The sequence below is a fragment of the Streptomyces sp. NPDC038213 genome (genome assembly GCF_055600495.1).
Genome location: NZ_JBVJYM010000018.1, coordinates 17725 through 42413, shown reverse-complemented (window position 1 = coordinate 42413; position 24689 = coordinate 17725). Strand labels below are relative to the sequence as shown.

Sequence of the window (24689 nt, the reverse complement as noted above, 5' to 3'; positions counted from 1 at the left end):
GGTAAGGGACCCGGAGGCGCCCTAAGCGCTTGCTCACCCTCGGGTACAGTGTGCACCCACCCCGGCGCAGCGCCGAGGCCGAGGAGGGCGGGCGAGCGATGGACAGCGTGGCGGAGACGGTCGACGGAGGGTACGCGGCCTGGTCGGAGGTCACCCCCGACGCCGCGCGGCGGCTGCTGGTCGCCGCCGTGGACTCCTTCGCCGAGCACGGCTACCACGCCACGACCACCCGCGATATCGCCGGCCGGGCCGGCATGAGCCCCGCGGCCCTCTACATCCACTACAAGACCAAGGAAGAGCTGCTCCACCGGATCAGCCGGATCGGGCACGACAAGGCCCTGCAGATCCTGGAGACGGCGGCCGGCGGCCCCGGCAGCGCGGCGGAGCGCCTCGACGCCGCCGTACGGTCCTTCGTGCGGTGGCACGCGGCGCACCACACGACCGCGCGCGTGGTGCAGTACGAGCTCGACGCCCTCGGCCCCGAGCACCGTGCGGAGATCGTCGCCCTGCGCCGCCGCAGTGACGCGGCGGTACGGCGGATCGTGGCCGACGGGGTCGAGGCGGGGGAGTTCGAGGTCGCGGACGTGCCCGGGACCACCCTCGCCGTGCTCTCGCTCTGCATCGACGTGGCCCGCTGGTTCAGCGGGTCCGGGCAGCGCACCCCCGACGAGGTCGCGGCGCTCTACGCCGCCCTGGTGCTGCGCATGGTCGGGGCCCGGCAGCAGCCCTGACCGGCCGCCGGGACCGGGCCCCGACCACGGGGTGCGGAGGTCCGGAAGACTCAGAAGTAGTAGCGGGACACGGTCTGCGCCACGCAGACCGGCTTGTCGCCGCCCTCGCGCTCGACGGTCACGGTCGCGGCCACCTGCACCCCGCCGCCCGCCTCCGTGACCTCCGTGATCACGGCGCTCGCCCGCAGCCGCGAGCCGACCGGCACCGGCGCGGGGAAGCGGACCTTGTCCACCCCGTAGTTGATGCCCATCCGCATCCCCTCGACCCGCATGGTCTGCGGGACCAGGCTGGGCAGCAGGGACAGGGTCAGGTAGCCGTGCGCGATCGTGCAGCCGAAGGGGCCGGAGGCGGCGCGCTCGGGGTCCACGTGGATCCACTGGTGGTCCCCGGTGGCGTCGGCGAAGAGGTCGATCCGCTTCTGGTCCACCTCCAGCCAGGCGCTCGGTCCGAGCGGTTCGCCGATACCGGCGTGCAGTTCCTCGGCGGACGTGAAGATCCTCGGCTCTGCCATGCCCTGTGCCTCCGGTGTGGGTGCGCGCAGCGGGTCGTACGGGCGGTGGTGCCAACGGGCGGCGCAGTGGGGCGAGCCCGCGGCGCCGGCCCGCGGAGCAAGCGCCAGGAATAAGCGCTTGCTCAGCCCGCTTGCCCAGCATGCTGGCGCCGCCCGCCCCTGTCAACGCACCTGCACCCGCGGCCCGTCCGGCCCCGCCCCGCCCCGCCCGCTCCGGGCTCCCGCACCCCCGCGCCCTGCGCCCGCCCCGATTACCCTCGGGTCGTGCCGCAGATCCCAGAGAAGATCCACGAACTCACGGTGGGCCAGCTCTCCGCCCGCAGCGGGGCCGCCGTCTCCGCCCTCCACTTCTACGAGGCCAAGGGCCTGATCGCCAGCCGCCGCACCAGCGGCAACCAGCGCCGCTACGCCCGCGACACCCTCCGCCGCGTGGCCTTCATCCGCGCCGCCCAGCGCGTGGGCATCCCCCTGGCCACCATCGGCGAGGCCCTGGCGAAGCTCCCCGAGGGCCGCACCCCCACCCGCGAGGACTGGGCCCTGCTCTCCGAGGCCTGGCGCTCGGAACTGGACCAGCGCATCCAGCAGTTGGGGCGGCTGCGCGACCACCTGACCGACTGCATCGGCTGCGGCTGCCTCTCCCTGTCGACCTGCGTGCTGTCCAACCCGGACGACGCCTTCGGCCGCGAGCTCACCGGCTCCCGCCTGTGAGGTCCGGGGACCGCCGGGCCTGCGCCAGCTGAGCCGCGGCCCCCGCCACCAGCTGCCCGTTCGACCCCGCCGGGCGGCCGTCCGGCAGCAGCAGTACGTCGCCCAGGCCGGTCCGGGTGCCCAGCCCCAGCCGCGCCGCCAGCTCCAGCACCGGCCAGGAACCGCCGTCGCGGCCGTGCAGCAGAACCGGCCGGCCGTGGGCCGCACCCAGGGCCGCCAGCAGCTCCCGCGCCGCCCGCGGGGCGGTCGCCGGATCCGAGTCGGGCACCTCGGCGACCACCCGCAGCACCCGCCGCCCGACCCGGTCCCCCAGGAACTCCACCACCGCCGGGGTGCCCGCCCGCACCACCGCCTCCACCGCCACGCCCCGCGCCAGCAGCACCTCCGCGAGCAGCGCCGCCCCCGGCCCCGCGAAGTCCACCGCCACCAGGTCCGGCAGCACGTCCCACGTGCGCACCCGCTCCAGCCGGTGCGCCACCCCCGGCTCCGCCGCCACCTCGGCCGGGATCCCCACCGGCACCCGCACCGCCGCCCGCACCGCCTCCAGCGCCGGTCCGACCACCCGCGGCGACAGGCTGCCCCGCCCGCACGGGGTCCGCGGCAGCAGGTGCACCTCGGCCGCCCCGGCCGCCACCGCCCGCACCGCCTCCGCGGCCAGGTCCTGCGGGGTCAGGGGCACCGCCCGCCCGTCCGCAGCCGTCCGCGTCCCGTTCAGCGCCGCCTGTACGAACGGCCCGGCCGGGCCCCGTAACGCGGGCGCCGCCGCACCCGGCCCGTCCCCGCCCCCGCTCACGCACCCGCCCCCGCTCACGCGGAGGCCGCCAGCGCCGGGCGGGGCACGAGGATCCCGCAGCCCGGGCAGACCGGCCCGTACCACGGCCGCGCCCCCGGCCGCGCCAGCCACAACAGCTCCGACTCCCCGCACACCGGGCAGCCCGTCCCCGGGCAGTCCGCCTCCAGGGCCCGCACCAGGCGCCGCAGCACCTCGCCCAGGGCCCCGTCGGGACGCACCCCCGGGTCGGCGCAGCGGACCACCGTCGCCTCCCCGCTCCACGCCCACTCGGGCCGTCTCAGGCCGTGGTGCTTCTCGCGCCGCCGCCGCTCCGCGAACTGCCGCCCGTACGCCAGCCAGACCGCCCGCGCATCCTCCAGCTCGTCCAGCGCGGCCACCAGCAGCAGGGGGTCGGCCGCCCGGTCCTCGGGGCCGATGCCGTGCCGGTCGCACAGGTGCCACCAGGTCGCCCGGTGCCCGTACGGCGCGAACCGCTCCAGGCACCGGCGCAGGGAATGGCGCCGTAGCGCACGGTCGTTGTCCGCGTCGCGCACCTGCCCCGCGAGACTCCGGAATCCTGCCATCGCACCGCCACCTCCCTCGCACGGACATGCCCGGGGCGGAACGCGGACATGCGGCGGCCCCGGGGGCGTCCGGGAGCCCGCGGGAGGGCATCCGGGGCACGCGGGGGACATCAGCGCCCCAGCCGACCCGCCGCGGCGACGACCCGCGCAAGCTCCTCGTGGCAGATGTCGCCGTGCGCCCCCGAGGGCGCCCCGCCGCGCCTCACCACGGAGGCCGCGTCCACGCTCACGCAGCCCGCGTCCGGCAGCCCGTCGCGCAGCGCCGCCTCCAGCGTCAGCCGCACCGCCCCCGGAACGGCCTTGAACCCGTCGTGCCCCACCGCCCCCCAGCGGGCGTCGAAGCCCGCCAGCCCCGCGGAGTCCCGGGCCAGCCGGGAGGCCATCGGGTAGAACACCCCCAGTGCGGAGTCGTGCCGCGAGTGGCAGGCCACCACCGGCCCCGCGACCCGCGCCTGGAGCCCGCGCAGCGCCCCGCCGCGCCCCTTCTCGTGCGGCAGGGCGTCGGCGAACGCGTAGTGCGAGAAGGCGCCCTGAAGGAGCGTCAGCGAGGCCACGGTGGTCCGGGGGCCGCGCGGCGGCAGCCCGCGCAGCGCGAAGGAGACCAGGCGGGCCCCGAAGCTGTGCCCGACCAGGTGGACGCGCAGGCTCGGGCGGGACCGGGCCAGCTCCGCGAGCACCGGCCCGAGCCCGTGCTCCCCGATGTGCCCGGCGCGCTTCTTCATCGCGTAGTACGTGGTCTGGCGCAGCAGCTCCTTGCCGCCGTTCCAGAGCCGGCCGAGGGGGCGGGGCAGGGACAGTGCGGGGGCCGCCCCGCCCGCGGGCCCGCCGCCCGCCGCGCCCGTCCCGCCGCCCGCCGCGTCGAGGGCGTCGGCGAACTCGGCGCACACGGCCGCCGTATCGGGCCCGAACATCAGCGGAACGGGTTCCGCAGCGCCGCCCCCGGACGCCGCCGCTGTCGCGGCCGGCGGGGTCCCGTCCCCTTCCGGTACGCCCGCCAGCACCCGGACCAGCGCCCCGAACTCGGCGAAGGCCTCCGCCGACTCCGGCCGCAGCCGCAGCAGTTCGCAGACCCGGTCCAACTCCCGCTCCCGGTCCGGCCAGAGGGCGTCCAGCCCGGCCCGGGTCGCCGCGTCCACCGCCGACCCGGCCGCCGCCGGGGCGGGCAGCAGCCCGGGGGAGTCGAAATCGGGTACCGGCTCGTCCGAGAACCGCATCGAGGGCCACACCACACCGGCGTACCCGAGCCGCACCCCGGGCCCGGCCAGGGCCGGGAAGGGGGCGAAGAAGCGGCCGTACAGCCGGGTCGCGGCCGAGCGGTCGCTGTTCCAGCCGTGCGAGAAGACCAGCAGGTCCGTCGCCTCCATGCGCAGCAGCGCGGCCCGCTGGGCCGCGTCCGCGTCCCCGTCCGCGTCGAAGGTCAGCTCCTGGTAGGGCCCCACGCCCACCCCTGCACCCACACCCGACATGACGTCCCCTCCGTCGAGGCAGCACCGCACCGGCGGGACCAGCATCCCGCTGCCCGGCCCGCCCGGCCAGACGTCCGGCACGGTCTCCTCGCGGAGGCGCCCGCCTCCCCGGGGACGCACGCGGTACGCGCCTCCTCACGGGTACAGCAGGTACCGCTCCCGCACGGCAGCGAACCGCTCCAGCCCCGGCCGCCAGTCCTCCGCCACCTCCGCCGGGCCCGCGCCCTCCCCGATCAGGGTCCGCACCCGGTCCGAGCCGGTCAGCTTGTCGATCCACCGGTCCGGCCGCCAGGCGAAGCCGGACCAGCTCTGCCGGGCGGTCACCAGCAGCCCGATCCCGGTCAGCACCGGGTCGAAGGCCCCGCGGTCGTGGACCAGCAGCCGCACCCCGCCCACCGCCCGGCCCGCGAACTTCGAGAAGACCGGGCTGAAGCGGGCCTCCCGAACCCACACCCCCGGCAGCCCGAGCCCGTCCGCGGCCGCCGCCCACGACCGGTCGACGCCCTCGGCGCCCAGCAGTTCGAAGGGCCGGGTCGTCCCCCGCCCCTCGGAGAGGTTCGTCCCCTCGAACAGGCAGGTGCCGGCGTACGCGAGGGCCGTGTCCGGGGTCGGCATGTTGGGGCTCGGCGGCACCCACGGCAGCCCCGTGGCCTCGAAGAACATCTCCCGCCGCCAGCCGCCCATGCGCACCACCCGCAGCTCCGCCGCGGCCGCCGGGAACTCCCCGCGGAAGAGCAGCGCCAGCTCGCCCGCCGTCATACCGTGGCTCTGCGCGATCGGCACCCGCCCGACGAAGCTCGCGTACGCCGGGTCCAGCACCGGCCCCGAGGCCCGCCGGCCGCCCACCGGATTGGGCCGGTCCAGCACCACGACCGGGACCCCGGCGAGCGCGGCCGCCTCCAGGCAGTCGTACAGGGTCCAGATGTACGTGTAGAAGCGCGCGCCCACGTCCTGGATGTCGAAGACCAGCGTGTCCACCCCGGAGGATGCGAACACCGCGGCGAGCGCCTGCCCGCTGAGCCCGTACACGTCGTACACCGGCAGCCCGGTGGCCGGGTCCTCGGCCGCGCCCTCCGAACCGCCCGCCTGCGCGGTGCCCCGGAAGCCGTGCTCGGGTCCGAACACCGCCGCCAGCGCGACCCGGGGGTCGGCGTGCATGACGTCCACGAGGTGCCGGCCGTCGGCGGTGATGCCGGTGGGGTTGGTGACCAGGCCCACGCGCCGGCCGGCCAGTTCGGCGTACCCGCCCGCGGCCAGCCGCTCGAACCCCGTCCGCACCCGCCCGGGCCGGCGCCCGGCAGCCGCGGCGGCCCGCCCCGGGGCCCCCGCCGCCCCGGCCGGGCCCGCGGCCCCCAGCGCCCCGGCGGCCCCCGCCGCCCCCGTCAGTCCCAGCAGTCCGCGTCGCGACAGGCTCATGCGGCCCACGCTAGGCCGCGGGGGGCCGCGGAACGGGGCGGCCCGGCCGCGGCAGCCCCGCAGCCGCCCCGTCCGGCCCCCTGCCGCCCCACATACCGACCGGTTAGTCTGCTGCTGTTCCAGACGTACGAGCGGACGTACGAGGCGACCCGGCCGCCGGCCGGCAGGAGGGGACCACCATGGGCGCGTACCAGGGGCAGGGCATCGTCGTGACGGGCGCGGGCGGCGGCATCGGCGCCGCACTCGCCCGCCGGTTCGCCGCCGAGGGCGCCCGGGTCGTGGTCAACGACCTCGACGCGGACCGGGCGGCGGCCGTGGCCCGGGAGATCGGCGCAGCCGCCACGGCCCTGCCCGGGGACGCCTCGGAGGTCGCGGAGCGGGCCCGGGAGGCGCTCGGCGGCACGGTGGACGTGTACTGCGCCAACGCCGGGGTCGGCGCCCCCGGGGACGCCTTCGCCGCCGAGGAGGTCTGGGAGCAGGCCTGGGACACCAACGTCATGGCCCACGTCCGCGCCGCCCGCGCCCTGCTGCCGCACTGGCTGGAGCGCGGCCGCGGCCGCTTCGTGTCCACCGTCTCCGCCGCCGGACTGCTCACCATGATCGGCGCCGCCCCCTACAGCGTCACCAAGCACGGGGCCCTGGCCTTCGCCGAATGGCTCTCCCTCACCTACCGCCACCGGGGGATCGACGTCCACGCCGTCTGCCCGCAGGGCGTGCGCACCGACATGCTGACCGCGGCCGGCAGCGCGGGCGCACTCGTCCTCGCCCCCACCGCGATCGAGCCCGGCGCGGTGGCCGACGCCCTGCTCGCCGGGATCGCCGAGGGCCGCTTCCTGATCCTCCCGCACCCCGAGGCCGCCGCCTACTACGCGACCCGGGCGACCGACCCCGAACGCTGGCTGGGCAGTATGAACCACCTGCAGCAGAAGTGGGAGAACGGATGACCACCCCCAGCGCCGGCCGCCCCCCGGCCCCGCCCGGCCCCGCGCCCGGGTCCCCGGACGGCCCCCCGCCCGTACCCCTGCCGGGAACCGCCGGGGACGCCCTGCCGGGAACCGCCGGGGACGTCCCGCCCGCCCCCAGGCCGGGCACCCCCGAGGGCTCCCCGTACGCGGCGCAGCCCTGGCTCGGGCTGCTCTCCGCGGTGCAGCGGGAGCCCGTCAGCCCGCCCCCGAGCGTGCTGCACGCCTTCCGCGCCGCCGCCGCCCGCGTCCCGGAGCGCACCGCCCTCGCCTACTTCGACGGCCGGCTGTCCTACCGGGAGGCCGACGCGCTCTCCGACTCCGTCGCCGGCCTGTTCGCCGCCCGCGGGGTCCGCCCCGGCGACCGGGTGGCCGTCATGCTCCAGAACACCCCGCACCTGCCCCTGGCCCTGCTCGCCGTATGGAAGGCGGGGGCCGTCGCCGTCCCCGTGAACCCCATGTTCAAGGCGGCCGAGGCCGGGCACGTCCTGCGCGACTCCGGGGCCGCCGCCCTGGTCTGCGAGGACCACGCCTGGGAGGCGTACCTGCGCGGGGCCGTCGGGAGCGGGTCCCCCGCGGACGGAGATTCCGCGGCAGGTGCCACCCGCCCCCTGCGCCTCGTGCTCACCGCCAGCGCCCACGACTTCCAGACCCGCAACGACCCCCGCGTGTTCACCGCCCCCCGCCTCCCCGTCCCGGCGGACACCGGGGACCTGACCGCGGCCGCCCGCGCCGGACACCCCGCCCCCGGCGTGCCCGCCCCGCCCGCCGCCGACCCCGCGCTCATCAGCTACACCTCCGGCACCAGCGGCACCCCCAAGGGGGCGGTCAACCCGCACGGCGCCCTCACCTACAACGCCGAGCGCCAGCGCACCGCCCACGCGCTCCCCGACGGTTCCTGCTACTTCGCCCTCGCCCCGCTGTTCCACATCACCGGCCTGGTCTGCGAGCTCGCCGCCTGCTTCGCCGCCGCCGGCACCCTCGCCCTCGCCCACCGCTTCGACGCGGCGGTGGTCCTCGACGCCTTCCTCGAACACCGCCCCGCCTACACCATCGGCCCCGCCACCGCCTTCACGGCCCTGGCCGCCCACCCCGCCGCGGACCGCGACCGCTTCGCGTCCTTCCGGATCCTGTCCTCCGGCGGCGCCCCGCTGCCCCCCGCCCTGGTCGCCCGGCTGCGCGACACCCTCGGCATCCACCTGCGCAACGGCTACGGGCTCACCGAGTGCACCGCCCCCTGCGCCTCCGTGCCCCCGCACCGAGAAGCCCCCGTCGACCCCGCCTCCGGGACCCTGTCCGTGGGCGTGCCCGGAGCCGACACCGTGGTGCGGATCGTGGACGACGAGGGGTACGAGGTGCCGTTCGGGGCGTACGGCGAGATCGTCGTACGCGGCCCCCAGCTGGCCACCGGCTACTGGGGCCTGCCCGGGGCCACCGCCGCCGCCTTCCCCGGCGGCGAACTGCGCACCGGGGACGTCGGGTTCATGGACCCGCAGGGCTGGCTGTACGTCGTGGACCGCAAGAAGGACGTGATCATCGCCTCCGGGTTCAAGGTCTGGCCGCGCGAGGTCGAGGACGTGCTCTACGCCCACCCCGCCGTCCGCGAGGCCGCCGTCGTCGGGGTCCCCGACCCCTACCGCGGGGAGACCGTCAAGGCGTACGTGAGCCTGCGTCCCGGGGCCCGGGTCCGGCCCGGGGAGCTGTCCGCGCACTGCGCCGCGCAGCTGGCCGCGTACAAGTACCCGCGCGAGGTGGAGGTCCTGCCGGTGCTCCCCAAGACGACGAGTGGGAAGATCCTCCGCAGGGATCTGCGCGAACGCGGCTGACCCGGCCGCCGCCGGCCACATCCCCGGACCGGCACCGGCCACGAACCCAGGAGGCGCTGCGCCCATGGCAGGAACCGACAACCCCGCGGAGACCCCGGTCCAGCAGCGGCTGATGGCCGTCGCCACCCGGCTGTTCGCCGAGCGCGGCTACGACCGCACGTCCGTACAGGAGATCGTCGAGGCGGCCGGGGTCACCAAGGGCGCCCTGTACCACTACTTCGGCTCCAAGGACGACCTCCTGCACGAGGTGTACGCGCGCATGCTGCGCCTCCAGCAGGAGCGGCTCGACGCCATCGCCGGCTCCGGGGCCCCGGTCGAGGAGCGGCTGCGGGCCGCGGCCGCCGACGTGGTGGTGACCACCATCGAGAACCTGGACGACGCCCTGATCTTCTTCCGCTCGATGCACCAGCTCAGCCCCGAGAAGTACAAGCAGGTCAGGGCGGAGCGCCGGCGCTACCACGAGCGGTTCCGGGCCCTGATCGAGGAGGGCCAGCGCAGCGGGGCGTTCGCCACCGCCACCCCCGCCGACCTGGTCGTCGACTACCACTTCGGGTCCGTCCACCACCTGTCGGCCTGGTACCGCCCGGACGGGGAGCTGAGCCCGCAGCAGGTCGCCGACCACCTCGCCGACCTGCTCCTGCGGTCCCTGCGCCCCTGACCCGGTCCCGACCCGCCGCAGCCGGCCCGGCCCCCCGTCAGCCCCGGTACTTCCCCAGCTCCCGCCGTGCCAGCGACCGCTGGTGCACCTCGTCCGGGCCGTCCGCCAGCCGCAGGGTCCGGGCCGCCGCCCACAGCTCCGCGAGCGGGGTGTCCTGGCTGACCCCCGCGGCTCCGTGCAGCTGAACCGCCCGGTCCAGTACGTCGACCACGGCCCGCGGGGTCGCGATCTTGATGGCCTGGATCTCGGTGTGCGCCCCGCGGTTGCCGACGGTGTCCATCAGCCAGGCCGTCTTGAGCACCAGCAGCCGCAGCTGCTCCACCGTCACCCGCGCATCGGCGATCCAGTTCCGCACCACCCCCTGGTCGGCCAGCGGCCTCCCGAAGGCCGTGCGCTCCAGGGCCCGGCGGCACATCAGCTCGATCGCCCGCTCCGCCATGCCGATCAGCCGCATGCAGTGGTGGATCCGGCCGGGTCCCAGCCGGGCCTGGGCGATGTCGAAACCCCCGCCCTCCGCCCCGACCAGGGAGTCCGCCGGTACGCGCACCCGGTCGAACACGACCTCGGCGTGGCCGCCGTGGGAGTGGTCCTCGTACCCGTACACGCTCATGGCCCGCCGGACCTCCACCCCCGGCGCGTCCCGGGGGACCAGCACCATCGACTGCCGGCGGCGCGGATCGGCGGCCCGCGGGTCGGTCATGCCCATCACCACGAAGACCCGGCACAGCGGGTTCATGGCCCCGGAGATGAACCACTTGCGGCCGGTGACGACCCAGTCTCCGCCGTCCCGCTCGATCCGCGTCTCGATGTTCCCCGCGTCCGAGGAGGCCACCGCGGGCTCCGTCATCGCGAAGGCCGACCGGATCTCGCCGGCCAGCAGCGGCTCCAGCCACTGCTTGCGCTGCGCGGGGCTGCCGAACTGCGCCAGCAGCTCCATGTTCCCGGTGTCCGGGGCCGCGCAGTTCAGGGCGGTGGGGGCCAGCTGCGGGCTGCGGCCGGTGATCTCCGCCAGCGGGGCGTACTGGAGGTTGGTGAGCCCGGCGCCGAGCTCCGGGTCCGGGAGGAAGAGGTTCCACAGCCCTTCCCGGCGGGCCCGCTCCTTGAGCTCCTCCACCACCGGCGGGGTGTCCCAGGGGGAGGCGAGCGCCGCCCGCTGCCCGTGGGCGACCGCCTCGGCGGGGTACACGTGCGCGTCCATGAAGGCGAGCAGCCGCTCCCGCAGCTCCTCGGTCCGCGCGTCGTGGGCGAAGTCCATGATGGGGTACGGCCTTTCGGTCAGCGTGCGCGGTGCGCGCCCAGGGTGGTGAGTCCGTGCTCGATGAACACCGGGACCAGCTCGCCGATCCGGTCGAAGCCCGCGCCCACGGTCCCGCCGGTGGTGTAGCGGTAGTGGATGCCCTCCAGGATCACGGCGAGCTTGAACCAGGCGAAGGCCGTGTACCAGCCGATCCCCGAGACGTCCCGGCCCGACCGGGCGGCGTACCGCTCCACCAGCTCGGCCGGGTCCGGATGCCCCGGCGCCCCGCTGGCGGTGCTCACCGGCGAGTCCGCCAGGCCCAGGTCCGTGCTGTACATCGCCAGCAGGCCGAGGTCGGTCAGCGGATCGCCGAGCGTGGACATCTCCCAGTCCAGTACGGCCCGTACGGTGTCGTCGGGTCCCAGGAGCACGTTGTCGAGGCGGAAGTCCCCGTGCACCACCGCGGCGGCGGGGGAGTCCGGCAGGGTGCGGGCCAGCTCCCCGTGCAGCTCCGTGATCCCGGGCAGCTCCCGCCCGCGGGAGGCCGCCAGCTGCGTGCCCCAGCGCCGCAGCTGGCGCTCCAGGAATCCGTCCGGCCGCCCGAAGCCGCCGAGCCCGGCCGCCTGCGGGTCCACCCGGTGCAGTGCGACCAGGGTGTCGACCAGGCCCAGCACCGCCGCCCGGGTGCGCTCCGGGCCGATCCCCGCGAGCTGCGCGGCCGTGCGGTACGGCACCCCCTCCACGTACTCCATCACGTAGAACGGCGCGCCCAGCACCTCCGCGTCCTCGCACAGCAGCAGCGGCCGCGGCACCGGCACCGGGGTCCCGTACAGGGCCTCGATCACCCGGTACTCGCGGGCCATGTCGTGCGCGGTGGCCAGGACGTGCCCCAGCGGCGGCCGCCGCACCACCCAGCGCGAGCGGCCGTCGCCCACCTCGTACGTCAGGTTGGAGCGGCCCCCCTCGATCAGGCGGGCCGAGAGCGGACCGGCGGCCAGGCCCGGCAGGTCCGCGTCGAGCCGGGCGCGCAGCCGCCCCGGGTCCAGGCCCCGCGGGGCGGGGTTCGCGGACGTCATGGCGCACCTCCGGACGGCAGTCGGCGGGCCCGCGCACCGGGTCGGGTGCGGCGGGCAGGTTCGCCGCCCATCATGCCGACCAGTCGGTATGCCGTCCAGAGGGGGCAGCCGGAACCGGCCGCCCGGCGGGGCAGGACCCCGGGGGGAGTCCTGCGCCTCGACCAGGGGTCAGTGGTCGTCCCAGTGGCCGTCGTGGGCCGCGTGCCGGTGCCCGTCGTGCAGGTAGTCCAGGTGGTCGCCGTGGGTGACCGCCGGGTGTCCGCAGCCCTCGCCGTGGGTGTGGCCGTGGTCCGCGTGCGCGGCGTGGCCGGCGGGCTCGCACTCGTCCCAGTGGCCGCCGTGCTCCCGGTGCAGGTGCCCGTCGTGCGCGTAGTCGACGTGGTCGCCGTGCGGCACCTGCGCGTGCCCGCAGGCCTCGCCGTGGGTGTGCTCGTGCGCGGAGTGTTCCTGGTGCAGGGTCGTCATGGAGCGAGGCTAGTCCGTACTGCCCCGGTATTGCCTGTTGTGCCGGGACGGCACGGGTTCTCCGGATCATCGCCTCATCACGCTCATCGCGCCCCCCCCCGCGCCCCTGCGCCCCGTCATGCGCCGTACGGCCGCCTGCCGCCGCCTCAGACGATCAGCAGGGCCGCCAGGAGCGCCAGCGCCACGGTGACCAGCGTGACCGGGACCGCCGCCGCGCGCGGCTCCAGTCCCGGCGGCCGGCCCGCCGCGAGCTGCCGGATCCGGCCGTGGGCCACCCACAGGAAGCCCGCCCACAGCGCGGCCGCCAGCGCCGTGCCCGCGACCTCCCGGAGCGTCCCGCCGCCGCGCGCCGCCTGCTTGAGGGCCAGGACGGCGACCACGGTGGCGGTCAGCGTCGTACGCCGCCACGCCAGCCGCGTGCGCTCCGGCTGGAGCCCGGGGTCGCGCCCGGCCGCCCCGCCCCCGCTCACCCCTCGGTCCACCCGAACAGCACCACCAGCACCATCGCCACGGCCACCAGCCCGACCCCGATCGCCAGCACCGCGGGAAACCGCGAGACCGGCAGGTCCTCCCCGCGCCGCATGGCCCGCTCGCAGCGCACCCAGTGGTTGACCGCCCGCAGCGCGCACAGCGCCCCGACCGCCAGGAGCACCAGCGCCATCCCGACCCGCACGCCCCACCGCAGGTCCGGCAGGAACTGGTCCACCGCGAACCCGCCGCCCACCAGCGCCAGCGCCGTGCGCACCCAGGCCAGGAACGTACGCTCGTTGGCCAGGCTGAAGCGGTAGTCGGGCGTCTCGCCCTCCCCGCGCAGCTCCTGCGGCGCGAACCACAGCCGAACGTCCTTCACGAACTCGATCACCAGTGCAATGTAAGCCGCACCGGCCGAAACGGCTGCTCAGGGGCCTCGCCGAAGGGCCGGCCTAGGCCTGTGCCCGCCACTCCCGCAGCCGCCGGTAGGCCTCCAGCCCGTCGGGCACCCAGTCCCACTCCGCCAGCCGCCGCTCCAGCTCCGCCCCGTCCACGAACGCGTACCAGGCCACCTCCGAGACCTGCGGGGAGACCGGCAGGGTGCAGCGCACCTCGTACACGTACGACCACCAGGACCCGCCCTCGCCCTCGTACAGGAACGTGAACAGGGGCTCGGGCTGCGGCAGCCCGGACACCCCCAGCTCCTCCGAGGCCTCCCGCAGCGCGGCAGCGGAGCACTCCTCCCCGGCCCCGACCACCCCGCCCACGAACATGTCGTACCGGGAGGGGAACACCAGCTTGGAGGCGGTCCGCCGGTGTACGAAGACCCGCCCCTCCCCGTCCCTGGCCAGCACGAACACGCACCGGTGCAGCAGCCCCCGGGCGTACACCTCGCCGCGCGTCGCCCGCCCGGTCACCCGGTCCCCGCGGTCCACCACGTCCAGCACCTCGTCGGCCGCACTCCACGGCGCTCCGGACTCCGCCGGGACCTCTGACTCCATCGGGATCTCCTCCGCTCGACTGTTGACTGGTTACCGCCGCGTAGCCAGGATCGGTGCCACCAGCGACGGAGGACGGGAACGCATGGCGTACGACGCAGACGTGATCGTGATCGGGGCCGGGCTCGCGGGGCTCGCGGCCACCGCCGAGCTCGTGGACGCGGGCCGCAGGGTCATCCTGCTCGACCAGGAGCCCGAGCAGTCCCTCGGGGGCCAGGCCCACTGGTCCTTCGGCGGGCTCTTCTTCGTGGACTCGCCCGAACAGCGCCGGATGCGCATCAAGGACAGCCGCGAGCTGGCCCTCCAGGACTGGTCCGGCACCGCCGGCTTCGACCGCCCCGAGGACTCCTGGCCGCGCCGCTGGGCCGAGGCGTACGTGGACTTCGCCGCCGGCGAGAAGCGGCCCTGGCTGCACGCCCAGGGGGTGCGGTTCTTCCCCGTGGTCGGCTGGGCCGAGCGCGGCGGCTACGACGCGGGCGGCCACGGCAACTCCGTGCCCCGCTTCCACATCACCTGGGGCACCGGCCCCGGGCTCGTCGAGCCCTTCGCGCGCCGGGTGCGCGCGGGTGCGGACCGCGGCCTCGTCGACCTGCGGTTCCGGCACCGGGTCACCGGGCTGTCCCGCAGCGCGGGCGACCTGGACACCGTCACCGGCGAGGTCCTCGTCCCCTCCGACGCGGTACGCGGAGCCGCCTCCAGCCGGGAGACCGCCGGCACCTTCGAACTGCGGGCCCAGGCCGTGATCGTCACCTCCGGGGGCATCGGCGGCAACCACGAGCTCGTCCGCAAGCAGTGGCCCGCCCGGCTCGGCAGCCCGCCCGCCCGGCTGCTCTCCGGAGTCCCCGCCCACGTCGACGGCCTGATGCTCGGCATCGCCGAGGCCGCGGGCGCCCGGCACATCAACCGCGACCGCATGTGGCACTACACCGAGGGCATCGAGAACTGGAACCCCGTCTGGGCCCGCCACGGCATCCGCATCCTGCCCGGCCCCTCGTCCCTGTGGTTCGACGCCACCGGCAAGCGGCTGCCCGTACCGCTCTTCCCCGGGTTCGACACCCTCGGCACCCTGGAGCACATCGCCCGCTCCGGCCACGGGCACACCTGGTTCGTGCTCAACCAGCGGATCATCGGCAAGGAGTTCGCCCTCTCCGGCTCCGAGCAGAACCCGGACCTGACCGGCAAGTCCGTGCGCGACGTCCTCACCCGCGCCCGCCAGGCCGTCCCCGGGCCCGTCCGGGCCTTCATGGACAAGGGCGCGGACTTCGTCGTCGAGCGCGACCTCGGCGCCCTGGTCCGCGGCATGAACGCGATCACCAAGGAGGACCTGATCGACGAGGCGGAGCTGCGCCGCGAGATCACCGCCCGCGACCGCGAGGTCGTCAACCCCTTCACCAAGGACCTCCAGGTCACCGCGATCCACGGGGCCCGCCGGTACCTCGGCGACCGGCTGATCCGCACCGCCGCCCCGCACCGCATCCTCGACCCCGCCGCCGGCCCCCTGATCGCCGTCCGCCTCAACATCCTCACCCGCAAGTCCCTGGGCGGACTGGAGACCGACCTCGACTCCCGCGTCATGGGCGGGGACGGCGCCCCGCTGCCGGGGCTGTACGCGGCGGGGGAGGCGGCCGGGTTCGGCGGCGGCGGCGTGCACGGCTACCGCGCCCTGGAGGGCACCTTCCTCGGCGGGTGCCTCTTCTCGGGGCGCGCCGCGGGGCGGGCGGCGGCCCGCGCCACCGCCTGACGGCGTACGGGACCGGCGTACGGCGACGGCGTACGGGACCCGCGTACGGGACCGGCGCAGGGGACCGGCCTACGCAACCGGCGCCGGATCCAGCCGCTCGACGACCCGGTAGCGCTCGGCGACGACCATCGTGTCGTCGCCGACCGTGAACCCCGGGTCACCGAGGGCCTCCCGCATCTGCGCGCTGTGCCAGAACTCCTCGTGCCCCGTACGCCATTCGGCCACTGACGCGTAACCTTCGCCCTCGTCCAGGGCGTGCTGCAATCCGACCTCGCCGAGGCGCAGCACCTCCACCCCCGTCACCTCCACCACGGCCACCGGCCGCCCGTCCGAGTCCAGCACCACCGAGCGGTCCCCGGGCCGGGGGAGCGGCTCCCCCTCCGCCTCGTACTCGGCGAGCAGCCCCGTCGTGCTGGTCTTCGCCCCGCTCAGGGTGGCGGCCACCAGCTGGTCGCGCAGGGGGCCGGGGAAGCCCAGCAGGAACGGCGGCAGGGAGTCGTGGGAGCTCATCCCGCCACCGTAACCGCCACCCCCGCACCGCCCGCATCCCATTTACCGCCCGCCCGCCGTGGCCCGATCCCGGCCCCGACCGGCCGGAGTGCCCCAACTGGTCGCCATTTCGCACCAGTTGCAAACGCGCCACCCTGTGGACCAGACCTTGACTCGGAGCAATCCCTACCGCTTTGCTGTGCGTGATCATTCGGATGCCGTCCGGCGCCGGCCCCGCCCCCGGACGCCACCGGCCCCACGAACCGCGCCCTGGAGGGAAGTCCCGCGGATGTCCCCGCCTCCGCCGCCTCTCGGCCGCTCCCGCAAGAAGGACGCCCAGTTCTTCGACCCGGCGCTCTGCGACACCGAACTGATCGACGTGCGATCCCAGTTCACCCAGGGCCGGTGGGCCAGCGCCCGCACCCTGCTCGCCGCCACCGCAGACGACTGGGACCGCCGCGGCCACCGCATCACCGTCCTCGCCCAGGCCCCCGCCGCCACCGCATGGACCCGCGAGTGGCTCCTCGCCGAACCCGACAGCGCCGACGCCGCCACCCTCCTCGCCTGCGCCACCGTCTTCGCCGCCCTGCGCCGCAAGGCCAAGCCGGAAGAGGCCGAGGAGGCCTGCCGCAGCGCCGCCGCCCGGCTGCCCGCCGACCCCACCCCCTGGCTCGGCCTGCTGCTCCTGTCCGGCGGACTCGGCAGCGACGAGGAGTTCGGCCGCCACTTCGACCAGGTCCGCGCCCGGCACCAGGACCACCACCACGCCCACCACCTCATGGTCGCCCGCCTCGCCGAAGGCGCCCCCGCCTCCGGCCACGACCCGCTCCACGAGGTCTACGACTTCGCCGCCTGGGCCGCCGAGGAGGCCCCGGCCGACTCCCCGCTCGCCGTACTCCCCGTCATCGCCCACGCCGAGCGCTACCGCGTCCTCGCCGCCGCGGGCCGCGCCCCCGGCCCCGGCGACCACTGGTCCGGCCGGCGCGCCCGCCAGGTGCTGCGCTCCGCCTTCGACTGGTGGCTCGAATGGGAGCGCGAGGACCACCCGCGCAACCGCATCGACCTCAACTTCCTCGCCCACGCGAAACTCTGCGAGGGCCGCCCCGCCGAGGCCGCCGCGCTCTTCCACCGCATCGGAAGGCACGCCACCCCCGCCCCCTGGTCCTATCCGGACCGGGACCCGCACAAGGCCTTCCTCGCCGCGCGCACCGCCGCGCTCGGCTCCGCCTGACCGCCCGGCCGCCGCCGGACCCTCCCCGAAAGGACCACCCGCCATGACGTCGGGCAGTTCCACCACGCTCAGCGGTACGGCCGAGATCCGCACGTACAAAGGCGAGGACCGGGCCCTGCGCGCCGGCCGCCTCGGCACCGCGGGCCTGCTCCTGTCCGTACTCGCCGCCAACGCCCCCCTGATGGTGGTCGCGGGGGTCATGCCCACCACCTTCGCCGTCATGGGCGTGGTCGGACAGCCGCTCCTCTTCGTGATCCTCGCCGTGGTCCTCGCGCTCTTCAGCGTCGGGTACGCCGAGATGAGCCGCCACGTCCACAACGCCGGCGCCTTCTACGCCTACATCGCCCGCGGACTCGGCCCCACCGCCGGAGCCGGCGCCTCCCTCGTCGCCCTCGTCGCCTACAGCGCCATGCAGGTCGGCGTGTACGGCATCCTCGGCTTCGAGGTCTCCACCCTCTTCAAGGTCTACCTCGACACAGAGGTCGCCTGGTGGATACCCGCCCTGGCCGCCGTCGCCCTCACCGGCGCCCTCGGCTGGCTCAAGATCGACCTGAACGCCCGGGTGCTCGGCGTCCTCCTCCTCATCGAGTGCGTGCTCGTCGTCGTCTTCGACGTCGCGGCCGTCTCCCAGCCCGGCAGCGAGGGCCTCTCCCTCCAGGCCTTCAACCCCGAGACCCTCACCGGCGCCGGCCTCGGCACCGCCCTGTGCTTCTGCATCGCCGCCTTCGTCGGCTTCGAGCAGTCGCCCGTCTACGCCGAGGAGACCAGCCGCCCGCACATCGTGGTCTCCCGCGTCATGTTCCTCGCCGTGGGCTTCGCCGCCCTCTTCTTCGCCTTCAGCTCCTGGGCGCTGACCGTGGCCACCGGCCCCGGCGCCATCGTCGACAGCGCCGCCAAGGCCGGCCCCGGCCTCCTCTTCGAGCTCACCGAGAGCCGCCTCGGCTCCACCTTCACCGACGTCCTGCACATCCTGTTCGTGACCGGCATGTTCGCCGCCATGCTCAGCTTCCACAACGTCGTCGCCCGCTACGCCTTCGCCATGGGCCGCGAGGGACTGCTGCCCGCCGCCTTCGGCCGCACCAACCCCGGCAGCGGAGCCCCCGCCACCGGCTCCCTGCTGCAGACGGTCGTCGCCGCCGCGGTCGTCGCCGCCTTCGCCCTCACCGACGACAAGCCCGTCGGCGACCCCACCACCCCCGTCCTCCAGCTCTTCACCTGGATGGGCAACGTCGGCGCCCTCGGCGTGATCCTGCTCATGGCCACCGCCTCCTTCGCCGTCATCGCCTTCTTCGTCCGCCGGGGCGCGGCCGCCGCCCAGATCTGGCGGCTCCTCGCCGCCGGCCTCGCGGGCCTCGCCCTCCTCGGCATCGCCGTCTACACGGTCAAGGACTTCGACGTGCTCGTCGGCGCGGGTCCCGGGTCCGCCCTCAGCTGGGTGCTGCCCGGCATCATCGCCGCGGCCGCCGCGACCGGCCTGGTCCTCGGCGCCGTCCTGCGCCGCACCCGCCCCGAGGCGCACGCCCGCATCGGACTCGGGAACGAGGCCTTCCGCCTCGACCAGGCCGCAGATGCCGCCGCGGACACCGCAGACGGCGCGCACGGCGCCGAGACCGCGGGCACGGCCTCCGGACTCCGCTGACCCGCACCCCGCTCCACCGGCCCCGGCACCCCTTATCGGGGGAGCCGGGGCTTTTGGCATACAGGAGGTGCACAGCACCCGAACAGCATCCGAACAGCCCGTTTTGGATGATCCGTACCCTCATGGTCTCCTTGGGGCCGAAATCCACGCCCGTCCGGACGTGCCTGTCCCACACCCGAAGGCGAAGCACCGCATGAGTGACCGCACCCTGACCGAGGCCGGCCGGACCCCGGCCCCCGCCCAGGCGTCCCCGCACGTCGACGCCGGTGACGAGGGCTACAGCAAGGACCTCAAGTCCCGCCACATCAACATGATCGCCATCGGCGGGGCGATAGGCACCGGCCTCTTCCTCGGCGCGGGCGGCCGCCTGGCCGGCGCCGGACCCTCCCTCGCCCTCGCGTACGCGGTCTGCGGGGTCTTCGCCTTCTTCGTCGTCCGGGCCCTCGGCGAGCTCGTCCTCTACCGCCCCTCCTCCGGCGCCTTCGTCAGCTACGCCCGCGAGTTCATGGGCGAGAAGGGCGCCTACACGGCCGGCTGGCTGTACTTCCTCAACTGGTCCACGACCACCGTGGCCGACATCACCGCCGCCGCGACCTACGCCCACTTCTGGGCCATGTTCAGCGACGTGCCCCAGTGGATCCTGGCCCTGATCGCCCTCTCCGTGGTCCTCGCCGCGAACCTGATCTCGGTCCGCTACTTCGGCGAGATGGAGTTCTGGTTCTCCATCGTCAAGGTCGGCGCCCTCGTCGCCTTCCTCCTCGTCGGCATCTACCTGGTCGCGACCCGCCACCCCGTCGACGGCCACACCCCGGGCCTGTCCTCCATCACCGACAACGGCGGCCTCTTCCCCGCCGGCGTCCTGCCCATGCTCCTGGTCATCCAGGGAGTGGTCTTCGCCTACGCCTCCGTGGAGCTGTGCGGGGTCGCCGCGGGCGAGACCGAGAACCCCGAGAAGATCATGCCCAAGGCGATCAACTCGATCATGTGGCGCGTGGGCGTCTTCTACGTCGGCTCCGTGGTGCTCCTCGCCCTGCTGCTCCCGTACACGGCCTACTCGGCCGACCAGAGCCCCTTCGTCACCGTCTTCGACAAGCTCGGCATCCCCGGCACCGCCGGGATCATGAACCTGGTCGTCCTCACCGCCGCCCTCTCCAGCCTGAACTCCGGCCTCTACTCCACCGGCCGCATCCTGCGCTCCATGGCCACGGCGGGCTCCGCACCCCGGTTCACCGCCCGCATGAACAAGGGCAGGGTCCCCTACGGAGGCGTGCTCTTCACCGCCGCCTTCGGCGTCGCCGGAGTCGGCCTCAACTACTGGATGCCCGGCGAGGCCTTCGAGATCGTCCTCAACCTCGCCTCCATCGGGATCCTCGGCACCTGGGCCATGGTCATGGTCTGCTCCCTGCTCTTCTGGCGCCGGGCGCAGGACGGCCGGGTCACCCGCCCCGGCTACCGGCTGCCCTGGGCCCCGTACACGCAGATCGTGACCCTCTGCTTCCTGGCCACCGTGCTGGTGCTGATGTGGTGCGACGGCGGGGTCGGCCGGACCACCGTCATGTTCCTGCCCCTGATCGCCGCGGCCCTGGTCGGCGGCTGGTTCCTGGTCCGCGGCCGGGTGGCCCGGATCGCGGCGGGCACGGAGGACCGGGCCTGACCCGCCCGCAGGCACCGCACGGCGAAGGCCCGCGGCCCGGGAGTCCCCTCCCGGCCCGCGGGCCTTCGCCTTCACCGCTCCGCCGCTACCTGCCGCGGGCACAACGAAAAGGAACCCCGGCCGAAGCCGGGGTTCCCGATCTGTGTCCGAGGGGGGACTTGAACCCCCACGCCCGATAAAGGGCACTAGCACCTCAAGCTAGCGCGTCTGCCATTCCGCCACCCGGACTAGGTGTCTGTCTCGCGTCCCTTCCGGGCCGCCCCGACGAAGAGAACACTACCAGGGTTTCCGCGTGCTCCGATCACACCCCCTGACCGGCTCGGATATGCCTTGGGCACAGGAGTCCCCGGAGCGAGGATGGGGGAGGAGCCTCGGCAACCGCCGACGACAGTGGGAGGAATCAGCGTGAGCATCACGGGCGCGGGCAGCGGCAGGTCCGGCGAGGACGAGGTCGTCGACCTCTGCCGGGACCTCATCCGCATCGACACGAGCAACTACGGGGACCACTCCGGCCCCGGCGAGCGCAAGGCGGCCGAGTACGTCGCCGAGAAGCTCGCCGAGGTCGGCCTGGAACCGCAGATCATCGAATCCCACAAGGGCCGGGCCTCCACGGTGGCCCGGATCGAGGGCGAGGACCCCTCCCGGCCGGCACTGCTGATCCACGGGCACACGGACGTGGTCCCGGCCAACGCGGAGGACTGGACGCACCACCCCTTCTCCGGCGAGGTCGCCGACGGCTGCGTGTGGGGCCGCGGCGCGGTCGACATGAAGGACATGGACGCGATGACCCTCGCGGTGGTCCGCGACCGGCTGCGCACCGGCCGCAAGCCCCCGCGCGACATCGTCCTGGCCTTCCTGGCCGACGAGGAGGCGGGCGGCCTCTACGGGGCCCGCCACCTGGTCGACAAGCACCGCGGGCTGTTCGACGGGGTCACGGAGGCCATCGGCGAGGTCGGCGGCTTCTCCTTCACGGTGAACGAGAACCTCCGCCTCTACCTGGTGGAGACCGCCCAGAAGGGCATGCACTGGATGCGCCTGACCGTCGAGGGCACCGCGGGCCACGGCTCGATGACCAACAACGACAACGCCATCACGGAGCTCTGCGAGGCCGTGGGCCGCCTCGGCCGCCACACCTGGCCGGTGCGGGTCACCAAGACCGTCCGCTCCTTCCTGGACGAGCTCTCGGACGCCCTGGGCACCGAGCTGGACCCCGAGGACATGGACGCCACCCTGGCCAAGCTCGGCGGCATCGCCAAGATGGTCGGCGCCACCCTGCGCAACTCGGCCGCCCCGACCATGCTCGGCGCCGGCTACAAGGTCAACGTGATCCCCGGCCAGGCCACCGCGCACGTGGACGGCCGCTTCCTGCCCGGCTACGAGCAGGAGTTCCTGGCCGACCTCGACCGGCTGCTCGGCCCCCGCGTGAAGCGCGAGGACGTGCACGCGGACAAGGCGCTGGAGACGGACTTCGACGGCCGGCTGGTCGACGCGATGCAGACGGCGCTCAAGGCCGAGGACCCGATCGCGCGCGCGGTCCCGTACATGCTCTCGGGCGGTACGGACGCCAAGTCCTTCGACGACCTCGGGATCCGCTGCTTCGGCTTCGCTCCGCTCCAGCTGCCGCCGGAGCTCGACTTCGCGGGCATGTTCCACGGGGTCGACGAGCGGGTGCCGGTGGACGGGCTCAAGTTCGGCGTGCGCGTTCTGGACAAGTTCATCGACAACTGCTGAAGGCCCTCCGGGGACACCGCCTGCCATTCGCCTGGGTGTGCGGACGCCACTGAGAAGAGTGAATGCGCTCATACGCTCGTAGCCCCGGTGGCACCTCCTCGTTACAGGTGTTGCGGTCCGCGGCTGGGACCGCATTGCCTACTAGGAGGAATGATGATCAAGAAGGTTGCCGCTGTCGCGGCTGCCACCGGTGGCCTGGTTCTCGCGGGCGCGGGGCTGGCCGTCGCCGACTCCGCCGCGCAGGGTGCCGCTGTCGGCTCCCCCGGCGTGCTGTCCGGCAACGTCGTCCAGGTCCCGGTCCACGTTCCCGTGAACGTGTGCGGCAACACGATCAACGTGATCGGTCTGCTGAACCCGGCCTTCGGCAACACCTGCGTCAACGACTGACGCTGACGCCGAACCTCGCCCTCACGAGGGCTTGAGTCCCCGGTCCCGGAGCGCGCAGCCCGCGCGCTCCGGGGATCCGGGGCTCTTCGGCGTACGAGCGGGGGAGCCCGTGCGCCGGTGTACGCACGAAGCAATGCACCAGGGGGTTTACGAGCACATGCGACAGGTCACCAGGAAGACGCTGATCACCGTGGCGGCCGCAGGGGGTGTCCTCGCTCTCGGAGGGGGATACGCGCAGGCCGACGCCGGGGCGGCGGGAGGTGCGTCGGATTCGCCGGGAGTGCTCTCCGGCAACACCGTCCAGGCGCCGGTGCACGTACCGGTCAACGCCTGCGGGAACACCGTCTCGGTCGTCGGCCTGCTGAACCCGGCCGCCGGGAACGAGTGCGCGAACGCCGGCCGGGGGTACGGCCGCGGCGGCGCACAGGCAGAGGGGGGCACGAAGAACTCGCCGGGCGTCGGCTCCGGCAACACCGTCCAGGCGCCGGTGCACGTACCGGTCAACGCCTGCGGGAACACCGTCTCGGTCATCGGCCTGCTGAACCCGGCCCTCGGCAACGAGTGCGCCAACGGCGGGCACGGCAAGCCGGGGAAGCCCGGTGAACCCGGCAAGCCGGGCAAGCCGGGCAAGCCCGGTGAACCTGGGAAGCCCGGTGAACCGGGTAAGCCCGGAGAGCCCGGGAAGCCCGGGGAGCCCGGCACCCCGGGGAAGCCCGGCACCCCGGGGAAGCCCGGCACCCCGGGGCAGCCGGGCAAGCCGGGTGGGCCGGGGGGTGACGACGGTTCGGGGACGTCCGGGACGTCCGGCACCTCGGGATCGTCCGGGAGCTCCGGCGGGGACGTCCGCGCCAACGGAGCCGGCGGTTCCCTCGCGCGCACCGGCGCCGACGGCGCCCTCGGCGTGGTCCTGCCGATGGGCGGCGGCATGCTGCTGGCCGGGGCCGTGCTCTACCGGCGCTTCCGCGCCGCCGCCTGAGCGGTCCGGGTCCCGCGCGGCCCGCGCGGGACCCGGCTCCTCACCAGGTGGCCCTGATCTGGCGGATGATCTTGCGGCGGAGGCGGACCCTCCGGCTGCCGTCCTTGAACAGTGACAGCCGGTCCAGCTCCCAATGTCCGTACTCGGCATGGTCGGTGAGCAGGCGGGTGGCCTCCTTGCGGCTGACCCCGCGGGGGACGTACACGTCGACGAATTCGTATTCCGGCATCGCATCTATTGTGCGCGCACCGACCCGGTACGGATAGCGTCTGCACTATGTCTGATGCCGCTCAGCCCACCGTTGCCGAGGTACGCGCCGCCGCCGAGGCGGTCAAGACCGCGCTCGACCGTCACCTGGCGGCGGTCGAGCGCCGGACCGGAGACGACGATCCGGCCGTGTACGCCGCCTTCAACCAACTGGCCGCGGCAGCCGAGGAGTACGACGAACTCCTCTACGACCGCTACGACGAGGTCACGCCCTTCGAGATTCCCGCCACCGAGGACTCCCTGCCCTACGCCGGCCCCGCCGAACCCAGCATCTTCAGCGTGCTGATCCGGCGCGACTACGTGGTGGAGGAACCGCAGCGCCTGATCGCCCAGGCCGAGCGGGTCTCCGCCGCGGACCGCGATCTCGACCCCGAGGACGCGGCCGGGACCGCGGGGGCGCTCGGCGTGCTCTTCGGAGAGTACGAACCCGACGAAATCGCCTCCCGGCACAAGGACTTCGGGCTGGAGGAGGGCGATTCCACCCTCTGGATCGCGGTCGGGGAGGAGGTCCCCGAGCCCGGGGAGTGGCTCAGCACCCCCTTCGACCACACCGGCCCGGAGCACGTGCTGCACCGCTTCGACTTCAGCTCCGCCTTCGACGAGGAGGGGGAGGCGGACTTCGAGGAGGAGCAGGGCGCGGGCCCGGGACGGCACTTCCGGCGCCCCTGACCCCCGCGGCGGCGGCCGCCGCC

26 protein-coding genes and 1 tRNA gene are annotated in these 24689 nt (G+C 74.8%); 13 read left to right on the top strand and 14 right to left on the bottom strand.

The genetic code is table 11. The features are described 5' to 3' along the window. Positions 1 to 98 precede the first annotated feature (98 nt). A complete protein-coding gene (locus ACZ7JZ_RS23170) occupies positions 99 to 731 on the top strand; it encodes a TetR/AcrR family transcriptional regulator (protein ID WP_470942337.1) in 633 nt (210 codons plus the stop codon). A 50-nt stretch (positions 732 to 781) separates the two neighbouring features. On the opposite strand, the gene ACZ7JZ_RS23165 is transcribed toward ACZ7JZ_RS23170, so the two are convergent. Beyond that, positions 782 to 1243 (bottom strand): MaoC family dehydratase, encoded by a 462-nt coding sequence (locus tag ACZ7JZ_RS23165; RefSeq protein ID WP_470942333.1) that lies wholly within the window; start codon positions 1241 to 1243, stop codon positions 782 to 784. A gap of 264 nt (positions 1244 to 1507) precedes the next feature. Here ACZ7JZ_RS23165 and soxR point away from each other — a divergent pair, with 264 nt between their 5' ends. Next, a complete protein-coding gene (gene soxR, locus ACZ7JZ_RS23160; RefSeq protein ID WP_470942330.1) occupies positions 1508 to 1951 on the top strand; it encodes a redox-sensitive transcriptional activator SoxR in 444 nt (147 codons plus the stop codon). Here soxR and ACZ7JZ_RS23155 read toward each other — a convergent pair. The 4 genes from ACZ7JZ_RS23155 to ACZ7JZ_RS23140 all read right to left on the bottom strand — a co-directional run bounded on the left by ACZ7JZ_RS23155 (position 1932) and on the right by ACZ7JZ_RS23140 (position 6189). Beyond that, positions 1932 to 2666 carry a 3-keto-5-aminohexanoate cleavage protein gene (locus ACZ7JZ_RS23155; protein ID WP_470942567.1) on the bottom strand — a complete coding sequence of 245 codons (735 nt, stop codon included), beginning with the start codon at positions 2664 to 2666 and terminating at the stop codon, positions 1932 to 1934. The genes soxR and ACZ7JZ_RS23155 overlap by 20 nt on opposite strands. 92 nt (positions 2667 to 2758) lie before the next feature. After that, positions 2759 to 3307 (bottom strand): hypothetical protein, encoded by a 549-nt coding sequence (locus tag ACZ7JZ_RS23150; protein WP_470942327.1) that lies wholly within the window; start codon positions 3305 to 3307, stop codon positions 2759 to 2761. Between the two features lie 110 nt (positions 3308 to 3417). Continuing rightward, the gene (locus ACZ7JZ_RS23145; protein ID WP_470942566.1) at positions 3418 to 4773 is read right to left on the bottom strand and encodes a serine-threonine protein kinase; all 1356 of its coding nucleotides are present in this window, start codon (positions 4771 to 4773) and stop codon (positions 3418 to 3420) included. 135 nt (positions 4774 to 4908) lie between these two features. After that, the gene (locus ACZ7JZ_RS23140; RefSeq protein ID WP_470942324.1) at positions 4909 to 6189 is read right to left on the bottom strand and encodes an exo-beta-N-acetylmuramidase NamZ family protein; all 1281 of its coding nucleotides are present in this window, start codon (positions 6187 to 6189) and stop codon (positions 4909 to 4911) included. A 179-nt stretch (positions 6190 to 6368) separates the two neighbouring features. Here ACZ7JZ_RS23140 and ACZ7JZ_RS23135 point away from each other — a divergent pair, with 179 nt between their 5' ends. The 3 genes from ACZ7JZ_RS23135 (at position 6369) to ACZ7JZ_RS23125 (ending at position 9635) form a co-directional block, all read left to right on the top strand. Next, positions 6369 to 7133 (top strand): SDR family oxidoreductase, encoded by a 765-nt coding sequence (locus ACZ7JZ_RS23135; RefSeq protein ID WP_470942322.1) that lies wholly within the window; start codon positions 6369 to 6371, stop codon positions 7131 to 7133. After that, a complete protein-coding gene (locus ACZ7JZ_RS23130; RefSeq protein WP_470942317.1) occupies positions 7130 to 8977 on the top strand; it encodes a class I adenylate-forming enzyme family protein in 1848 nt (615 codons plus the stop codon). Before ACZ7JZ_RS23135 ends, ACZ7JZ_RS23130 begins: the two co-directional genes overlap by 4 nt. 64 nt (positions 8978 to 9041) lie before the next feature. After that, the gene (locus ACZ7JZ_RS23125) at positions 9042 to 9635 is read left to right on the top strand and encodes a TetR/AcrR family transcriptional regulator (RefSeq protein ID WP_470942312.1); all 594 of its coding nucleotides are present in this window, start codon (positions 9042 to 9044) and stop codon (positions 9633 to 9635) included. A gap of 37 nt (positions 9636 to 9672) precedes the next feature. Here the strand turns inward: ACZ7JZ_RS23125 and ACZ7JZ_RS23120 are convergent, their stop codons facing one another. From ACZ7JZ_RS23120 to ACZ7JZ_RS23095, 6 genes are all read right to left on the bottom strand, one after another. After that, positions 9673 to 10890, bottom strand: a complete 1218-nt coding sequence (locus ACZ7JZ_RS23120; RefSeq protein WP_470942307.1) for an acyl-CoA dehydrogenase family protein — start codon at positions 10888 to 10890, stop codon at positions 9673 to 9675. Between the two features lie 20 nt (positions 10891 to 10910). Further along, positions 10911 to 11948, bottom strand: coding sequence for a phosphotransferase family protein (locus tag ACZ7JZ_RS23115; RefSeq protein ID WP_470942301.1), 1038 nt, complete (start codon positions 11946 to 11948; stop codon positions 10911 to 10913). A gap of 168 nt (positions 11949 to 12116) precedes the next feature. Next, on the bottom strand, positions 12117 to 12413 hold the full coding sequence (locus ACZ7JZ_RS23110) for a hypothetical protein (protein WP_470942298.1): 297 nt from the start codon (positions 12411 to 12413) through the stop codon (positions 12117 to 12119). A 146-nt stretch (positions 12414 to 12559) separates the two neighbouring features. Continuing rightward, a complete protein-coding gene (locus ACZ7JZ_RS23105; protein WP_470942295.1) occupies positions 12560 to 12895 on the bottom strand; it encodes a DUF202 domain-containing protein in 336 nt (111 codons plus the stop codon). Next, the gene (locus tag ACZ7JZ_RS23100; RefSeq protein ID WP_470942291.1) at positions 12880 to 13275 is read right to left on the bottom strand and encodes a YidH family protein; all 396 of its coding nucleotides are present in this window, start codon (positions 13273 to 13275) and stop codon (positions 12880 to 12882) included. The genes ACZ7JZ_RS23105 and ACZ7JZ_RS23100 overlap by 16 nt, the downstream gene beginning before the upstream one ends. A gap of 61 nt (positions 13276 to 13336) precedes the next feature. Then, positions 13337 to 13885: an NUDIX hydrolase gene (locus tag ACZ7JZ_RS23095; protein ID WP_470942288.1), complete on the bottom strand. Its 549-nt coding sequence runs from the start codon at positions 13883 to 13885 to the stop codon at positions 13337 to 13339. Positions 13886 to 13967: 82 nt separating this feature from the next. Between ACZ7JZ_RS23095 and ACZ7JZ_RS23090 the strand changes: the two genes are divergently transcribed. Continuing rightward, positions 13968 to 15623 carry an FAD-binding dehydrogenase gene (locus ACZ7JZ_RS23090; protein ID WP_470942285.1) on the top strand — a complete coding sequence of 552 codons (1656 nt, stop codon included), beginning with the start codon at positions 13968 to 13970 and terminating at the stop codon, positions 15621 to 15623. 69 nt (positions 15624 to 15692) lie between these two features. On the opposite strand, the gene ACZ7JZ_RS23085 is transcribed toward ACZ7JZ_RS23090, so the two are convergent. After that, positions 15693 to 16133 (bottom strand): ASCH domain-containing protein, encoded by a 441-nt coding sequence (locus ACZ7JZ_RS23085; RefSeq protein ID WP_470942280.1) that lies wholly within the window; start codon positions 16131 to 16133, stop codon positions 15693 to 15695. A 268-nt stretch (positions 16134 to 16401) separates the two neighbouring features. On the opposite strand from ACZ7JZ_RS23085, the gene ACZ7JZ_RS23080 reads away from it, so the two are divergent. From ACZ7JZ_RS23080 to ACZ7JZ_RS23070, 3 genes are all read left to right on the top strand, one after another. After that, on the top strand, positions 16402 to 17343 hold the full coding sequence (locus ACZ7JZ_RS23080) for a hypothetical protein (protein WP_470942278.1): 942 nt from the start codon (positions 16402 to 16404) through the stop codon (positions 17341 to 17343). 43 nt (positions 17344 to 17386) lie between these two features. Continuing rightward, entirely contained in the window at positions 17387 to 18982 is a 1596-nt protein-coding gene (locus tag ACZ7JZ_RS23075; protein WP_470942277.1) for an APC family permease, read from the top strand. 193 nt (positions 18983 to 19175) lie between these two features. Beyond that, positions 19176 to 20636: an amino acid permease gene (locus ACZ7JZ_RS23070; protein WP_470942273.1), complete on the top strand. Its 1461-nt coding sequence runs from the start codon at positions 19176 to 19178 to the stop codon at positions 20634 to 20636. A gap of 143 nt (positions 20637 to 20779) precedes the next feature. On the opposite strand, the gene ACZ7JZ_RS23065 is transcribed toward ACZ7JZ_RS23070, so the two are convergent. Then, positions 20780 to 20864, bottom strand: a tRNA-Leu gene (locus ACZ7JZ_RS23065). 177 nt (positions 20865 to 21041) lie between these two features. Between ACZ7JZ_RS23065 and ACZ7JZ_RS23060 the strand changes: the two genes are divergently transcribed. From ACZ7JZ_RS23060 to ACZ7JZ_RS23050, 3 genes are all read left to right on the top strand, one after another. Further along, positions 21042 to 22367, top strand: coding sequence for a M20/M25/M40 family metallo-hydrolase (locus tag ACZ7JZ_RS23060; protein ID WP_470942270.1), 1326 nt, complete (start codon positions 21042 to 21044; stop codon positions 22365 to 22367). Positions 22368 to 22520: 153 nt separating this feature from the next. Then, positions 22521 to 22754 (top strand): chaplin ChpH, encoded by a 234-nt coding sequence (gene chpH, locus ACZ7JZ_RS23055; RefSeq protein ID WP_226739615.1) that lies wholly within the window; start codon positions 22521 to 22523, stop codon positions 22752 to 22754. A gap of 157 nt (positions 22755 to 22911) precedes the next feature. Further along, the gene (locus ACZ7JZ_RS23050) at positions 22912 to 23730 is read left to right on the top strand and encodes a chaplin (protein WP_470942564.1); all 819 of its coding nucleotides are present in this window, start codon (positions 22912 to 22914) and stop codon (positions 23728 to 23730) included. A gap of 40 nt (positions 23731 to 23770) precedes the next feature. On the opposite strand, the gene ACZ7JZ_RS23045 is transcribed toward ACZ7JZ_RS23050, so the two are convergent. Next, the gene (locus tag ACZ7JZ_RS23045) at positions 23771 to 23959 is read right to left on the bottom strand and encodes a DUF5703 family protein (RefSeq protein WP_470942266.1); all 189 of its coding nucleotides are present in this window, start codon (positions 23957 to 23959) and stop codon (positions 23771 to 23773) included. Positions 23960 to 24006: 47 nt separating this feature from the next. Here ACZ7JZ_RS23045 and ACZ7JZ_RS23040 point away from each other — a divergent pair, with 47 nt between their 5' ends. After that, a complete protein-coding gene (locus ACZ7JZ_RS23040) occupies positions 24007 to 24666 on the top strand; it encodes a hypothetical protein (RefSeq protein WP_470942263.1) in 660 nt (219 codons plus the stop codon). Positions 24667 to 24689 lie beyond the last annotated feature (23 nt).